Source organism: Methanobrevibacter sp. (assembly GCF_045644645.1).
Taxonomy (GTDB): Archaea; Methanobacteriota; Methanobacteria; order Methanobacteriales; family Methanobacteriaceae; genus Methanocatella.
In genome coordinates this window covers 1-16,847 of the sequence record NZ_JAZRHE010000069.1, presented here as the reverse complement: position 1 = coordinate 16,847, position 16,847 = coordinate 1, and the positions used below count along the sequence as shown (strand labels likewise).

At 35.6% G+C, this 16,847-nt stretch carries 9 protein-coding genes; 6 read left to right on the top strand and 3 right to left on the bottom strand.

Annotation, left to right across the window (positions count from 1 at the left end; all coding sequences use genetic code 11):
- Window positions 1–25: 25 nt before the first annotated feature.
- Genes ACKI4K_RS04035 through ACKI4K_RS04025 form a run of 3 tightly spaced genes read left to right on the top strand, consistent with a single transcriptional unit; the run spans window position 26 to window position 10,412 of the window.
- Window positions 26–7,780 (top strand): amino acid adenylation domain-containing protein, encoded by a 7,755-nt coding sequence (locus ACKI4K_RS04035; protein WP_407422537.1) that lies wholly within the window; start codon window positions 26–28, stop codon window positions 7,778–7,780.
- Between the two features lie 13 nt (window positions 7,781–7,793).
- Complete coding sequence (locus ACKI4K_RS04030; RefSeq protein ID WP_407422535.1) at window positions 7,794–9,542, top strand: MATE family efflux transporter; 1,749 nt, start codon at window positions 7,794–7,796, stop codon at window positions 9,540–9,542.
- 15 nt (window positions 9,543–9,557) lie between these two features.
- Window positions 9,558–10,412, top strand: a complete 855-nt coding sequence (locus tag ACKI4K_RS04025; RefSeq protein WP_407422533.1) for an alpha/beta hydrolase fold domain-containing protein — start codon at window positions 9,558–9,560, stop codon at window positions 10,410–10,412.
- Here the strand turns inward: ACKI4K_RS04025 and ACKI4K_RS04020 are convergent, their stop codons facing one another.
- A complete protein-coding gene (locus ACKI4K_RS04020; RefSeq protein WP_407422531.1) occupies window positions 10,413–11,456 on the bottom strand; it encodes an acyltransferase in 1,044 nt (347 codons plus the stop codon). It abuts the gene before it with no gap.
- A 125-nt stretch (window positions 11,457–11,581) separates the two neighbouring features.
- Entirely contained in the window at window positions 11,582–12,370 is a 789-nt protein-coding gene (locus ACKI4K_RS04015) for a hypothetical protein (protein ID WP_407422529.1), read from the bottom strand.
- A 108-nt stretch (window positions 12,371–12,478) separates the two neighbouring features.
- Here ACKI4K_RS04015 and ACKI4K_RS04010 point away from each other — a divergent pair, with 108 nt between their 5' ends.
- Window positions 12,479–13,399 (top strand): manganese-dependent inorganic pyrophosphatase, encoded by a 921-nt coding sequence (locus ACKI4K_RS04010; protein WP_407422527.1) that lies wholly within the window; start codon window positions 12,479–12,481, stop codon window positions 13,397–13,399.
- A 236-nt stretch (window positions 13,400–13,635) separates the two neighbouring features.
- A complete protein-coding gene (mtnA, locus tag ACKI4K_RS04005; protein WP_407422525.1) occupies window positions 13,636–14,565 on the top strand; it encodes an S-methyl-5-thioribose-1-phosphate isomerase in 930 nt (309 codons plus the stop codon).
- A 167-nt stretch (window positions 14,566–14,732) separates the two neighbouring features.
- On the opposite strand, the gene ACKI4K_RS04000 is transcribed toward mtnA, so the two are convergent.
- Window positions 14,733–15,737, bottom strand: a complete 1,005-nt coding sequence (locus tag ACKI4K_RS04000) for a class I SAM-dependent methyltransferase (protein WP_407422523.1) — start codon at window positions 15,735–15,737, stop codon at window positions 14,733–14,735.
- A gap of 35 nt (window positions 15,738–15,772) precedes the next feature.
- Here ACKI4K_RS04000 and dph5 point away from each other — a divergent pair, with 35 nt between their 5' ends.
- Complete coding sequence (gene dph5, locus ACKI4K_RS03995) at window positions 15,773–16,564, top strand: diphthine synthase (protein WP_407422521.1); 792 nt, start codon at window positions 15,773–15,775, stop codon at window positions 16,562–16,564.
- Window positions 16,565–16,847 lie beyond the last annotated feature (283 nt).

The following is a 16,847-nucleotide window of genomic DNA, read 5'->3' as shown; positions in this document are numbered from 1 at the left end:
TGAAATGTTATTATGGTGAATAGTTATGAATTTGTTTAATTTGTCTTCAGCGCAGAAAATGCTTTTGTTTTCAGAAATCAACAATCCGAATAATGATTCATTTTATCTGAAATTTAGAAAGGATTATGATTTGAAGGATTTTGAATATGTGAATGCGGCTATTGAAAGCATTTCTAAAGAGTATTTGACTTTACAAATCAGGTATGATGAAAATGGTGATTTCAAGCAATATTATGCTGATGTTAGTGATGTTAATGTTGAAACATTCGACGTTTCAGATGATGACCTTGATGGATTTATAGAAGATTACTTGGATAATCCTTTCGAGGACATTTTTGATTCTCCATTGTACAAGTGGGCTGTTTTAAAAACTAAATCTTCAGCTGTGCTCATTGGTGTCGTTCAGCATATTCTGCTTGATGGAACATCACTCTATTCCATTGCTCCCCAGGAAATTGAAAAATGCATGAACTGCATAAAAAACGATGAGGAATACATTCCGATTGACTATTCTTATGAGGATTATGTTGATGCTGAAATTGATTATCTGAATTCGCAAGAAGCAAATTCAGACAAACAATACTGGATGGACACTTTAAATGATTATTCTCAGGATTGGTATTCATTTGATGATTCCCACCTCGGATTCCTTGAAGTTATTCTCGATGAAATTCCAAAATTCGATTATTCTCCATTTGTCACCTCATTGGCCCTTAGCTTTTTATACTTCGCGAAATCTAAAAAAGACAACAAATCATTCAATGACTTGATTTTGAATACATCTGTACATGGAAGGTATTTTGGCCAGGAAGATGCACTGGGAATGTTTGTAAACACAATACCTTTAAGATTAGCGTATGATGAGGAATTGACTTTTGATGAACTGCTTGCATATTCAAAAGGTGTTTTAAAAGAAGGCCTCGGCCATGCGAAATTGCAGTTCAGTGAATACACCACTGATTTGAGAAATGTTGGAATTGATCCTGACTGCATTTCAATGATTTCAATCGTATCAAACTCCACAGACCACGATTCAAAATTCCTGACACTTCAAAAGGACATCAAGTTCCCGCTGCATTTCAGAATCAATAAAAACTATTCTGATAAAGATGGACTGCAGTCCATTTTCATTGAATATGACAAGGCCTGTTTTACCAGACAGGAAATAGAATCAATGGCAACCGGCCTTAGGGATTTGATTGGACAGGTGATTGCTGATTCTTCCAAAAAATGCAAAGACTATGATTTGGATGTTGCAAACTTCTTTAAGGCAGAGAACTACTACAATAACTTAATCAACTCATTTGCATATCCAACTACAATATCTCCGGATACCAACGATATCCAAAGCAATTTTGAGACAATATATCAGTCATTCAGTCTTGAAAAGCTGAAAAAATTATCAGAGATGTATGGCATCAGAAATCAGGAAATGCTCCTGTCAATATTCCTGTACAACTTAACAAAATTCTCATTTTCCAAGGATATACTCGTAGCCTATAATTCTCAGGCCACCGGATATCACTTCAACACTGACTTATCAGTTAAGCAGTATTTGGATGACTTCATAAACGGATTCAAGGAATTCAACGACTATCCTCTGGCAAACAATAAAAAGCTAAACTTCGAAAGCGAAATTTTGTTCGATAATCAAAATAGCGATTATGAAAATTACAAGTTAATATTTTCAGTTGAAAACAATTATCTGAACCTGACATATGACTCTTCATATTATTCTCCTAAATTGATTGAAAGCTTTTTGACAGCATTTAACGTGTTGATAGACAAATTCGCCAAATCTGATGATTTACTGAAAGACATCTCAATTTTAAAAGATATTGATTGTGATGAAGGCTTTGAAATCGCCCTTAAAAACGATGGAGTCATCAGCAAGGTATTTGAGGATGCCGTAGCACAAAATCCCGATAAATGCATATTGTATGCAGATGATGGAGAATTTACATATTCCCAATTAAATAAGAAAGCCAATAGGATTGCAAACGCTTTGATTAAGAAGGGATTGAAGTTAGAGGATAGGGTGATGTTTATAATGAAAAGGAACAGCGACTTGATAGCTGCTGTTTTGGGAATTATAAAGGCTGGAGGAGCATTCATCCCGATTGATCCTAAATATCCTAAAAATAGGATTGAGCAGATTTTGGAGGATAGTGATTCAAAATTTGTAATCATAAATGATGAAATTGAATTTGACATTGAAAATACTGTTCGTGTTAGTGAATTGCTTGAGGAAAGTGATGATTCAAATCCTGATGTTGATATAACTCCAGATAATTTATGCTTCTTGATTTACACTTCAGGATCAACCGGCAAGCCTAAGGGGGTAATGATAACCCATAGGGGAATTTCAAATTATATTGCATATGATGAGAGGAATGTTCCGATTTATGAGCTGAACAACAAGTGTGAAAAGTTCGTTTCAATATCCACTGTTTCATTCATCGTATTCCTGAGGGAAATCTTCGGTACAATAATGAATGGACTTCCGGTTGTCTTTGCCAATGATGAGCAATCAATCGATCCGTTTAAGCTATCAGAATTGTTCATGAAAACAGATGCTGACGGTTTTGGTTCTACACCTACAAGATTGCTCGAATATTTGAGATTGACTGAAATTCAAGAGGTTCTTGAAAAATGCAAGGTTCTTATAGTCGGTGGGGAAGCATTCCCTCCAGTATTGTATGATAAGCTGTCTGAATTCACAGATGCGGACATCTATAATTCCTATGGTCCGACTGAAGTTACAATAGCTTCACATTATAAGTTGATTGACAGCAATGTCATTTCTGCAGGTTGGCGGATGCTTAACGTGGTTGATAAGATAATGGACATTGATGGAAATCAGCTGCCTCCGCATGTCCCTGGGGAAATATATGTTGGAGGGGCAGGAATTGCCAGAGGCTATTTGAATAATCCTGAGCAAACCGAGAAAGTCTTTTTAACTTTAAACGATATTCCATATTACAATACTGGGGACTTGGGTAAGAAGGACGAGCATGGCGAATTATACACATTGGGTAGGAATGATACCCAAATCAAGCTCAGAGGCTTGAGGATTGAGCTTTCAGAAATAGAAGGCGCGATTGCAAATTATGGGGATGTGATGCTTACAAAGGTGATGGTGAAAACCATTAATTCCATTGAGCATTTATGTGCATACTACACAGCGGGCAGCGAAATAGATTCTGATGAGCTGAATAAATACCTGGAAAACAATTTGCCCGACTATATGGTCCCATCATACTACACTCAATTGGACGAATTCCCAAAAACTCCTAACGGCAAGACAGACTTTAAGAATTTGCCAGATCCAAAAGTTGATGTTGAAAAATTCATAGAACCTGAGGGCGACATTGAAAAGGGCATTTATGATGTTATCTGTGAAATCTTGGGAATTACTGACTTTGGAGTCAACACAGATCTGTTCAAAATAGGTCTGACATCACTGTCAGTCATCAAGCTTTCTTCTTCCCTGTTTAAAAAATTCAATTCAGAATTAAGCATTGTTGAACTAATTGATGCTAAAAACATTAGAAACATTTCAAAACTCATTGAAGCACAGGATACAAGTCAGAAAATTGTCATGGAGGATAATTATGAGCTGACCCCTAATCAGTTGGGTGTTTATTTTGACTGCATAAAAAATCCTGAAAAGATAGGATACAACCTTCCAAAGAAAATAGTTCTGGACAAGGACATAGATTCAGATAAGTTAAGGAAATCAATTTTAAAGGCTATTGACCTTCATCCTTATTTGAAAAATAGAATAGTAATCAATGAAGGTAAGGTTTTCAACCATCCCTCATTTGAAATGAATGTTGATGAAATCGAAATTGAAAAGATTTCCGAGCTAACTGCAGAGATTCTTGATGATTTCATCAAGCCATTTGAAATTGTTGATAGCCAATTGTTCAGATTCAAGATTTACGAAACAGATTCAAATGTTGTCCTGCTGGCGGATTTCCATCATTTGATAGTTGACGGTACTTCACTGAATATCCTATTCAACGACATTGCAGCGATTTATGATGATGACAAAGACAGGCTGGTTGAAGTTGAAGCTGATGCCTATGAGTTTATATCCAATGAAAACAACTCCCAATTATCAGATTTGAGTGGTGAAAGCGAAGCATTCTTTGATGAGATGATGAGCGATTTTGATGAAGGCACAATCCTGACCACCAATCTGACAGGCGATGATGAGAATGCCCAGTTGGCCAACATAAAACTGGGATTGGATAAGGACTTATTGGAATCCTTCTGCAATGACATGAAAATCAGTCCGAATATACTTTTCATGTCTGCAACAGCATTGACACTTACCAAATACGTTTCCAACAAGGATATACTGATATCAACAATTTTCAACGGTAGGGATAATTATAAATATCAAAATACAATTGGAATGCTTGTAAAAACATTGCCTATTGCCTTTAAAACGGATAGGGATATGAACATTCAGGATTACTTTGAATTCGTTTCAAAGTCTTGGCTGGATGTATTGAACAATTCATCATTCAATTATGTGGAAGTCGCAAACAAGTATAATGTATATCCTGACTTCTTATATGCATTCCACGGAAAGATTATAGAAGACATTAACATTGGCGGAAAAACATATCCTCGTGAATCAATGGATTACGATTCCTTGAGATTCAAGCTGGCATTGAATGTAATTGAAATAAATGACGAATTTGTCATTTCAATCGATTATAATGATGCAATTTATTCCAAAGATTATATTGACACTTTTGCCGAATCAATAAAGAACATCATCAATCAGTTCATGGATAAAAAAGATGAATTGGTCGAGCTTAGGCTCAGGGACATTGCCATTGTTCCTGAAGATGGTGGTGCAGAGTTCACTGAAGTTGAAACCAAATTGCTTTATGAATTGTTTGAGAAGAACGTTGAGGAAAATCCCGATAAGATTGCATTGATTAGCTGTGATGGCCAGCTGACTTATGATGAGCTAAACAGAAAGGCAAACCGTGTTGCACATGCCCTTATTAACAGGGGCGTTAAAAGCGGAAGCAAAATCCTGCATATGCTTCCTAGAACAAGTGACCTGATTGTTGCAATGTTTGGTATTGTAAAGGCGGGATGTGCTTTTGTTCCTTTGGCTAATGATTATCCTGAAGAGCGTGTAAACTACATATTTGAAAATAGTGATGCTGATTATGTGATTTCCGATTTCAGTCTGGAAAATGCAGTAAGCGTTTCCACATTGCTCGATGAATCCGATGATGAAACAAATCCTAAGGTTGACATTTCTCCGGATGATTTGGCTTACATGATTTATACTTCCGGTTCTACAGGAAATCCTAAGGGAGTAATGATAACCAATGAGAATATCACCAATCTCTTTGCAAACACTGATGAAAACTATGTCTATAATGTTTATCATACTGTGGAAAGCATGCTGTCCATTACAACAGTGTCATTTGACGCATCTATGATTGAAGTATTGGGATGCTTTGTAAACGGCAGGACATTGATATTTGCCGATGACAATCAGACCAAGGACATATTCGAATTGGTTGAATTGATTGAAAGAACTCATCCTGATTATATGGGTTTCACCCCTTCCAGGCTGCTTCAATATATGGAATTTGACGGATTTAAACAAGCATTGCATTCATTTAAAGCCATCAAGGTTGGGGGTGAAAAATTCCCTAAGGAATTGCTTGAATTGCTGAGCGAGTATGACATTGATGTCTACAATTCATATGGTCCGACAGAAACCACTGTCCAGTCAAATCTGAAACACATGAAATTCGATGAGGAAATCAGTGTTGGAGGCTCATTATTTAATTATATTACTGATGTAAGGGACATTGACGATAAGCTATTGCCTGACGGTGTAATGGGCGAATTGTATATTGGAGGGCAGGCTGTAACAAAAGGATATTATAAAAACCCAGAAAAGACAGATGAGGTCTATCTGTCAATCAATGGAATCAAATACTATAAGAGTGGAGATTATGCAATAAAAAGAAACGGTGAGATTTATGTCCAGGGAAGGATGGACAATCAGATTAAGTTAAGAGGTCTAAGAATAGAGCCTGAAGAAATCTCATCTGTTATTTCAACATTTGATGGAATAACTAATGTTGTCGTCGTAATCAAGAAAATCAATAATGTGGATCATTTATGCGCATATTACAGTGGAAATGATGAAATCGTAGTCGATGACTTGAAGGAATACATTTCCTCCAGATTGACAGATTATATGGTTCCAACAGTATTCATGCAATTGGAAAAACTTCCACAAACCCCTAACGGCAAAACAGACATTAAGAACTTGCCTGAACCTGAACTCACCACAGAATATGTGGCTCCTGAAAACGATGTTGAAGCATTTTTCGCAAACTGCTTCCAAGAAGTGCTTGGAATTGATAAGGTTGGTGTAACCGATAATTTCTTTGAAATTGGAGGAAATTCATTGCTTGTTACAAAAATCACAATTGAATCAATCAACAAGGGATATGATGTAAACTATGGCGACGTATTCGACAATCCGACACCAAGGGAATTGGCTGATTGCGTCCTGTCCGATAAGAAATCCACAACAACCTATGAGGATGACTATGACTACACATTGATTGACAATCTATTGAAGAAAAACAATCCTAAGTCATTCCTTGCGGGTGAACGAGACGAAAGCTTGGGAAATGTATTACTAACTGGGGCTACCGGATTTTTAGGTATCCATGTATTGCATGAGTTGCTTGACAGTGAAATGGGCGATATCTACTGTTTTGTCAGGTCAAAAGGTAATTTGACCGCCGAAAAAAGATTGAAATCATTGCTGTTCTATTATTTTGCAAGTGACATGTCAGAGTTTGACAGCAGATTGCATGTTGTTGATGGAGACATTACAGACTTCGAGGACTTCAAAAAATTGATTCCATATGACATCAACACCATTATAAACTGCGCAGCCAATGTAAAGCACTTCTCATCCGGAACAGATATTGAAGACATCAATTTGGGTGGTGTGATAAATGGTTTGGAATTTGCAAAGCTTAAGGATGCAAAATATGTTCAGATTTCAACAGTAAGTGTCGCGGGAGAAAGCGTGAACAATTATCCTCCATCAGACAGGATATTCTCAGAACAGGACCTGTTCATTGGCCAAAGAGTTGATAACCAATATCTTGGCAGTAAGTTTTTAGCAGAGCGCCAGGTATTGGAAGCTGCCGCTGAAGATGGTCTGGATGTAAAGATCATGAGGGTTGGAAATCTGATGGCTAGAAATTCAGACAGCGAGTTCCAAATCAATTTCGAATCAAACGGTTTCATCAACAGAATCAAGTCATTCATAACCATCGGCAAATTCCCTGTTTCAATGCTTAATAACAATGTTGAATTCAGTCCGATTGACTACACTGCCAAATCCATTGTAAGCTTATCAAAAGCACCGAAGGAATGCAGGGTTTTCCATCCTTGCAACAACCACAAAATATCATTTGCGGATGTAATCGATATTCTTAAGGATTTGGAATTTGACATTGATGTTGTTGGTGAGGATGAATTTGAAGCAGCATTGGCTGAAGTGATGAAGGATGAAGAAAAGCAGGCTGGGCTTGAAGGTTTCATAACATCCATAGGTTCAGGACAGGTTAAGAAGGTATGGGTTAAAGATACTAACGACTACACAATTCAAATGTCATATTTGATGGGTGTGAAATGGCCATTAATATCTGATGAGTATGTTTACAACTTTATGAAGTTCATGAAGGACAGTGATTTCTTTTAAAGGAGGTTAGCTGATGTATCAAAGAAGATATGATTTGTTGTCAAGCAAATTCAGGGAATTTTTTCTGCCAACGTTAATGACGTCTATGGCGGGAAACATTTGCCTTTTTGTTGATTCAATAATTGTCAGTTTCCTGATTGGTGCTGTAAACCTGTCAGCAATTCAGGTAGCCAGTCCGCTGATAACCTTTGTAAATCTCATTTATTGGATGGTCGGTTTAGGCGGTTCAGTACTTTGTTCTATTGCAAAATCTGAATTCGATGAAGATAAAAGCAATTCGATTTTTTCGGTTTCCATAATGAGTCTGATTGTTTTGGGTGTCATCGTTTTGATTTTGGGATTGCTTACAAAAGGAACTCTCATTCCAATGCTGACAACCAGTAAACAAATCATTCCTCTTGTTGATGGCTATTTCACTGTTCTGCTATTTGGAATGCCCTTTTTATGTTATCTGATGAGTTTATCATATTTTGTTCGTGCAGATGGCCTTCCTAATTTGGCTTTCAGGTCAATTCTATTGTCAAACATCGTGAATATTATCATGGACTTTGTTTACATTAAGTTTTTTGGCTTTGGAATCGGCGGTGCTGCTTTAGCTACTACAACCGGCTATGCTGTGGGTTCAATCTATGTCAGCACATACTTTTTCAGGTCAGAAAGGACTTTGAAATTCTATAAGATAAGTAAAATAAAACTACATAATGCCTTGAATTATTTCAAGAATATTGCTGTATCCGGATTTTCATCAGCATCCACACAATTGTTCTTTACTGTACAATTGATAATATATAATGCAGTAATTGGTGTTGTATTGGGAAAATATGGTTTGACTGCATATAGCGTATGCAGAAGCTGTTCGTTTATAATTTACATCTTTCTGATAGGGGCTTCACAGACAATGTCTCCTATCGTATCGGTATATTATCAGGAAGAGGATTATTCGGGAGTCGATTATGTTGTCAAAAAGGCACTTAAAATCGCATTGGGTTCCAGCATTGCATTGATACTGGTATTTACATTAGTGCCTCAAACGGTTCTGACATTGTACAGTGTTAATGACCCTAACATCATTCCTGTTGTGGTCAATGCTTTAAGAATATTCATGATCAGTTTTGTGGGTGTTGCAGTAACATTCCTGTTTACCTTTTACACTCAGGCCATTAAGAGAAACAGTCTATCACTGTCAACTTCAATCATCGAGGGATTTGTAGCTCCTATTGCACTGCTGTTCATCCTTAATGCCATAATCGGAAGCAATGGTATTTGGCTTTCATTTGTAGGTGCTGAAGTGATAACCATAATATATATTTTCATTTCTACAAGATACATCTCCAAAAAGACCAATGGAGAATATGGAGGATTCTTCATCAATAAGAAAATACCTACTGGCGATGTATTGGATTTGACAGTTGACTGCAATTTAAAAGAGACTGTTGGAGTGGCGCAGCATGTGGAAAAATATCTAAAGGATTTGGGAACAGATGACCGTAAGTCCATGATTGTAAGCTTGTCCATTGAAGAAATGCTGGTCAATATCATCAATACAAACGAAGACCTTGATTCAATTGATGTTCTAGTTAAAATCCAGGAAGAGCATATACTTGTAAGCATTAAAGACCAGGGTGTTGAATTCAATCCGGTGATTGAAAATGAGAATCTTGAATTTGACAACATCAGTGTCTTAAATAAGATTGCTGATAAAATTGATTATGCAAGGGTATTGGGATTTAACAGTACTGTGATTACCATTAAAAATAGTTAGGATGCAGGAGATTTCATGCCGGCTAAGAAATCGTTTATTTCAAAAATTGAAGAAACTATTTTGAGGTTTACAAAGCAGGATTACATGGATTCAAAGGAAAAGGTAGATTATTTTTTAAAAAACAAGTCGGATGACAAACCATCCGAGGGCATTTTCAAAAGCTTTGATTTCAAGGGGATGGATGTCTTCACTTTCGGTGATGAAAATGCAAAAAGCACGATCTTATACATACATGGCGGAGCTTACGTTAACCAGATAAATTATCAACATTTCCTATTTTGCTTTTTGCTTTCACGAAAACTTGATGCCTATGTGCTTGCACCAGTTTACCCGCTCGCCCCTGAAAGCAGCGCGAAGCAAAGTTATGATTTGATAACCGAGTTATATAAAAGGATAATACAAAGGAATAATTTGATACTGATGGGAGACTCTGCAGGCGGGGGATTTGTCCATTCATTTTGCCAATATCTAAAAACAGTTGATTTGCCGCAACCAAATAAAATAGTAACATTTTCACCATGGGTTGATGTTTCAATGAGCAATCCTCCGTATGATAGTGAGAATGATCCTATTTTAGGAGAAATAGGACTTAAGGAAATTGGAAAGTCATGGGCAGGCGAATGGGACACTCAGGATTATCGGGTAAGTCCCTTGTTTGGAGATAATGAAAACCTTCCGGACACTCTGATTTTTGCCGGGGAGGATGAGATTTTCTACAAGGACATCAAAAAATATGTTGAAAGTCTGGAAGGCGACGGTGTTAATGTAAAGTTGGTGACTGGTCCGAATCTTTTCCATATCTATCCGCTGTTTCCAATGCCTGAAACACTAATTACTTTAAATGAAATAAAAAAGGATATAATTGACTAACTATCTCATATATAGTATATATTTTCCAAATCTAGGGATTCTATAGATTATTACAGTAGCCAGATAGCTGAAGAATATCAATAAGATCCATAGGATTATGGCTTTGACGGGTTCTGAGTAAGGTAAGTCAACAATTATTGGAAGTAGTGGTAATCTAAATAGGTTATGCACTAAAAATACTGCAAATGAATATTTGGATAGGAATGTAACTAATGGATAAGCTCTAACTTTACCCATTCTGGAACATAATTCAAATAATGCAAATGAACCAGTTAAGATAAATGGGAACTCATACCATAGGAAAAATTCATATCCTATTATAAATGAATAATATTGGAATAAAACGCAAATTAAAAATGATACGATGGCAAGTAGCCATAATTTGCCGGATGAAATATTTTTAAACTGTCCCTTTTTAACCAAATATCCTAAGATGATATAGATTCCATAAATTCCACCACTAAAACCAAGACAGTATTGAATGTTCACATTTTGAATACCTTGCATGGCCATCACTGTTGTGATGAATGGTAGCAAGAATGCTAAAAGTGAAAAGGCAATTGTTGCATTCCAGATGGTTTTTGTATCGAACTTTTCAAGAGCGCTTGAAACAAATGGCATTGAAAGGTACATTCCAATAATCATTGGCATATACCACATATGGCTAAAGAATAGGGCTCCGGCTTCTCCAATGTTAACCGCTACACTGTTAACACTAATGAACTGTAAGCTAATTGCATATATTATTGCCCAAATAACAGTAACAATGATTAGCCCTTTACAGTTTTTGATCCAAAACTTATGAACACGCTCATCATTGTAAGTTCTATCCAACAACAGGTAACCTGTAATCATTAAAAAGAATGGAACACCAATACGCCCAATGAAAAGAGATGCAAAATTGAATATCCTGGATGAAAGCGTATAATTCAGAATGGCATCTGATGAAATAATATAAATCCCATCCGTAGCGTGAATGTATAAAACAGTCAAAATAGCAATTGCACGTACAAGGTCAATCCATTCAACTCTATTTTTACCCATTGAATTTTCTCCAAAATCTTTAATTATTGTTTTATATTTTATTGATTATAATTTTAACTGATATCTTGATTTCCATGTTTTTGAATAGTCGTTGTAAAAAAAGACTGGAATATAATAAGGCAGGTTCAATTTTCCTGATTTTTCTTGATTAATTCTTCTAATGAATCTAAACGTTTATTTAATTCTTTTTCACGTTTATTAGATCTTCTTAATATAATTGCAGCAGTTAATGTGGCAGTAGCCACTCCCGATAAGATGTATCCGCTCCAAACTAAAATTATGCTGTTTATTTTGCCCAGGCTTGTGTTACCAAGTATCACATACCCGTTACTTGTGAATGCATTTGAAACCATAACCAATGCGTTTAGAGGTTCAACACTTTCTACGATGGTGGTGTTAATGAAACTGAGGAATATTATGGTGAATAATAATATGATTGTTATTCCCAAACTGTTTGCCGCAGTGTACTCTTTGAATTTGTCATAATATACCTTCATGAAATATGCATAAACAAAGATATGGATTGTGTCGAAATAGACTACAAGGGAATCTTTGAATAAGATGAATGTGATTGCTCCGCATGGTATTAATAACAGGAACAATATCCTGTTTTTCCAGGAGCTGTAATTCAGGGTTAGGGCGATTAATAGTGAAACGATAATCTCTAGGACTGCAATGCCGAAAAAATCCTTTCCTTCATATATTATGATGTATAATATGAAAGTGAAGAGAATCAGCATCATTATCAGGTAATAGACTTGCTTTAATGTTTGAATTTCCTCTTCAGGCAGATATTCCTCTGAATTCAGGAGTCTGTTTTCACTGTCCCCTAATCTTTCGAGGATATATTTTGCAATTATGAACAATACTGTAAATAGCAATATTGTAACAACCAATTCAAAAAGAGTATTCATAACTTTAATTTTGTTTTTTATTTTTTATATAATTTAATCATCATCGCAATATTAAAGATAGATGAAAACTAAAATAATAATGAATATAAATTTTAGAGGAAAGATAATATGGTTAAGACTTATGTTTTTGGACATAAAAGTCCGGATAGTGACTCAATCACTTCAAGTTTGGTAATGGCTAACTTAGAAAATGAATTAGGCAACACTGAAGTTAAAGCTTACAGGTTAGGAAATATAAACAAAGAAACTGAGTTTATCTTAAACTATTTGGACATTGAAGCGCCTGAACTTTTGGAAGATGTTGAAGATGGTGCAAATGTCATTTTAGTCGATCACAACTCTCCTGCTGAATCAGTAGGCAATCTGGAAAATGCAAATATTTTAAAAGTTGTCGACCATCATAAATTGGCTTTAGAAACTTCATATCCATTATTTTTAAGATTTGAACCGGTTGGTTGCAGTGAAACAATCCTATGCAAATTGTATGAAGAAAATGATGTTGAAATTACTAAAGAAATTGCTACTTTAATGTTGTCTGCAATTATTTCAGACACTTTACTTTTAAAATCTCCAACAACAACAGAAGATGATAAATTGGCTGTTGAAAAACTTGCAAAGATTGCCGAAATCGATGCTGAAGAATACGGTTTGGAGATGCTTAAGGCAGGTACAGATTTAAGTAGTTTTTCAATTGATGAGATTTTATCATTGGATGCAAAGCAGATTGATTTTAAAGATGTAAAATCAATTGTAAATCAGGTCAACACTGCTGATATCTCTGATGTTATGGCAATGAAGGATGAATTGGAAGAGGGTATGAATAAAATAATTGAAGAGGAGAACTTGGACTTGTTCATGCTTTTGATTACAGATATTGTCAACAGCAATTCCCAGGTAATTGCACTTGGTAAAAATGCAAGTTTAGTTGAAAAGGCTTATGGTGTAATATTAAAAGATAATACAGTATTACTTGAGGGTGTTGTATCCCGTAAAAAACAAGTAGTTCCAATAATGACAGAAAATGCATAATTTTTAGGTTTTTCTAAAAATAAAGGTTATGTGTATTTTCATATAAAGATTTATAAAGTAGTTTAATAAAAAATATAATTAGATGTATTTTTAATACATCTCTAATCAATCCGTTTTGGATATTATTAGGCAGAGAGCATAATTAAAAAATTGTCTAAAAATTAGACTTAGAAACTAACAATTAATTATGCTTCTCAACTTTTTTTATAATATTTTTTGATTTTAGGGTGTTATTTATGAAAACACTTGAATGGGAAGGAGATAAATTAAAACTTATTGATCAGACAAAGCTTCCTGATGAATTGTCCTATGTTTATTGTGATGACTATCGGGATGTGATTATAGCTATTAGGGATATGATTGTCCGTGGAGCTCCGGCTATCGGTGTTTCCGCAGCATTCGGAATGGCTCTTGCGGATATTGAAGGTGTTGACTTGGATAAGGCAGCTGCAGAAATTAAAGCTGCAAGACCAACTGCAGTCAATCTGTTTTGGGCTGTTGATAGGGTATTGGACAGTGACAATCCGCTTCAGGAAGCCTTGAAGATGTATGAAGAAGATATGGCTACAAACAGGGCCATCGGCAGATTCGGTGCTGAAGTGATTGATGATGGTGATACCGTTTTGACCCACTGCAATGCAGGAGCCCTTGCATGTGTTGATTATGGAACCGCTTTAGGCGTTTTCAGGGCGGCACATGAACAGGGCAAAAACATTAATGTAATCTGCGACGAAACACGTCCTAGGGGTCAGGGTGCCAGCTTAAGTGTGTGGGAAATGCAGCAGGAAAATATTCCGGTTAAATTAATCCCTGATGTCGCCTCAGGATTTTTGATGTCACAGGGCATGATTGACAAGGTGGTCATCGGTGCGGATAGAATTGCAAAAGGCGGTGTTGTTAATAAGGTAGGTTCATTCATGGTTGCGCTGGCTGCAAAACACCATAATATTCCATTTTATGTTGCCGCTCCATATTCCACCTTTGATAATGAGATATCCATTTTTGATACTGTTATCGAAGAGAGGGATGGTGATGAAGTAAGGTATTATGGAGGGGCCAGAATTTGTCCTGAAGGAACTGAAGTCATTAATCCAGCATTTGACATAACTCCTAAAGAATTCATTACAGGAATCATTACAGAAAAAGGAATTATTGATCCAATTTAGATAGATGCATGTAGTTTTGATGTTAAATTTAAAGCGAACTAAGTGAATATCGAAAAAATCTTTCGGCTTTATGGACTTAGGAAAATACAAGGTTCATTATATGGGAAGGGTGTCATTAATGCATAATAATAATTGAAATATTCAAAACTTGATTTATTGTCCGAAAATTACTTATCATAAACTTTCCCGTCAATAGCCACGTGCCATTCTCCTGGGGAAGTTGATTTGACTTTTCGACAGTTGACAATTTCAACTTGTTTTCCAATGGCACTTGCAGCACTTTCTAAACGTTCTATTCCTTGTTCATATGAATCAGAAAACTCATAATAGTTAATTATTCCACTATCATCAATTAAATTAAAGGCAACATCAAGAAATGTATATGCAAGCCCCGGGAGGTTCATAATTATCCTATCAAATTTAAAGTTAAACGATTCACTGACTTTTCTCACATCACCGCAGTAGCTTTTAACACTACCTTTCAATTTATTCAGTTTGATATTTTCATCCAAATATCTGATTGCAGATTCATTGATGTCGACAGCAGTTATGTCAACATTTTTATTGCGTGCAATCACAATAGGAAAAGGCCCGATTCCACAGAACATGTCAAGAATTTTTTCACCATCTTCAACGCTTTCCATCACTCGCTTTCTTTCAGTTGCAAGGCGGGGTGAGAAATACACTTCACGAACATCAAGCTTTAATCTGGCACCATGTTCCTTATGGATTGTAACCGAATCGTCAATGCCGGATAGAAATTCCAAGTCACGCACCCGTGTTGTTCCCTTTATTGCACTTTTTTTCATGTAAATTGATTTTCTTTTGGTAAATTTGAGTGCCGCATCACCGATTATCTGTTTTTTATCAAGCAGTTCATCAGGAATTTCCAGAATAACAATGTCTCCAATTGTATCGAAGGATGTTCTTAGATTTTCAATTTCTTCACTGCTTAATTCGTCTTCAAGTAATTCAGAAAAGTTATGTGGAACTTTTTTCATGGATTCTAAGTACATACAGACTATCTCATAACCCTCAATATTATCATTAATGGGAATATATCCGAATTCATCATCTGTCTTTATTCGGTATTCCATATTCATCAATCCGTTTTCCATTAATTTTATGCGGGTGTCATTCAATTGCCTTAATGGAACTTTTACACATTTCATAAAGTTTTTTATGTTCAAATTATTATATAATATATATGTTTTATTTAGTGGGTTTAGGATTATTCGATGAAAAGGATATTTCTTTAAAAGGATTGGAATGTTTAAAAAATGTTGATAAGATTTATGCTGAATTTTTCACATCAAGGTTATTTGGTTCAAGTTTTGAAGCTATTGAACAGTTAATTGGAAAAGAGATTGAGATACTTGTTCGAAATGAGGTTGAAGAGGAATCTAAATTTATTGAAGAAGCCAGAGATATTGATGTTGCATTAATTACAGGGGGAGATCCCTTGATTGCAACAACCCATAGCGATTTCATTGTGCAGTGTTCTAAAAGGGGAATTGATTATGAGATAATCCATGGTTCTTCAATTCTATCTTCCGCTCCGGCAATCTCCGGTCTTCAGGGGTATAAGTTTGGTAAAGTAACAACCATTCCGTTCCCGGATTATAATTTTTATCCCAAATCCCCTTATGAGGCTATTGAAGAAAACTTGGAAATGGATTTGCATACTCTGGTCTTATTGGATATTCAGGCTCACAAAGACAGATATATGACTGTAAATCAGGGTTTGGAGTATTTGATGAGTATTAGAAATGACTTGGACCGTGATGGTGCAATTACGGAAGACACCTTGGCTCTGGGTATTGCGCGTGTAGGTTCAAGGGATGTTATTGTAAGGGCGGGAAAAATCAGGGAATTGATAGATTTTGATTTCGGAGGTCCTCTCCATTGTATTATAATCCCTTCTAAGCTCCACATTGTTGAAGCAGAATATCTGGTTGAGATAGCTGGAGCTGACCCGGAAATTTTAAATGAAAATTAGTTTTAAGGGGGGAGTGGAAGTAGTAGTGTTTGTTCTACTTCCGTTATAATGAAACATATTCTAAACATTTTTTGGAGATTATAAAATGGTTGACTGATGTTCACATTAGACATGAAATTTACTTCACATCGATTATTAGTTATGTTTTTATGTTATATAAATGTTTTTATTTTATTTTACATATTTTTAATAGTATTTTTGTTTATTTGTTCAACAATATTTTTTCACTAGAGATTATTCGGATTAATAAAGGGAAATTTTTAATTCATTACTTTAATTTTTT

What these genes read in the sequence shown, in the direction of transcription:
- ACKI4K_RS04035 (WP_407422537.1), top strand. Translation starts at nt 26, where the DNA reads ATGAATTTGTTTAATTTGTCTTCAGCGCAGAAAATGCTTTTGTTTTCA.
- ACKI4K_RS04030 (WP_407422535.1), top strand. Translation starts at nt 7,794, where the DNA reads ATGTATCAAAGAAGATATGATTTGTTGTCAAGCAAATTCAGGGAATTT.
- ACKI4K_RS04025 (WP_407422533.1), top strand. Translation starts at nt 9,558, where the DNA reads ATGCCGGCTAAGAAATCGTTTATTTCAAAAATTGAAGAAACTATTTTG.
- ACKI4K_RS04020 (WP_407422531.1), bottom strand. Translation starts at nt 11,456, where the DNA reads ATGGGTAAAAATAGAGTTGAATGGATTGACCTTGTACGTGCAATTGCT.
- ACKI4K_RS04015 (WP_407422529.1), bottom strand. Translation starts at nt 12,370, where the DNA reads ATGAATACTCTTTTTGAATTGGTTGTTACAATATTGCTATTTACAGTA.
- ACKI4K_RS04010 (WP_407422527.1), top strand. Translation starts at nt 12,479, where the DNA reads ATGGTTAAGACTTATGTTTTTGGACATAAAAGTCCGGATAGTGACTCA.
- mtnA (WP_407422525.1), top strand. Translation starts at nt 13,636, where the DNA reads ATGAAAACACTTGAATGGGAAGGAGATAAATTAAAACTTATTGATCAG.
- ACKI4K_RS04000 (WP_407422523.1), bottom strand. Translation starts at nt 15,737, where the DNA reads ATGAAATGTGTAAAAGTTCCATTAAGGCAATTGAATGACACCCGCATA.
- dph5 (WP_407422521.1), top strand. Translation starts at nt 15,773, where the DNA reads ATGTTTTATTTAGTGGGTTTAGGATTATTCGATGAAAAGGATATTTCT.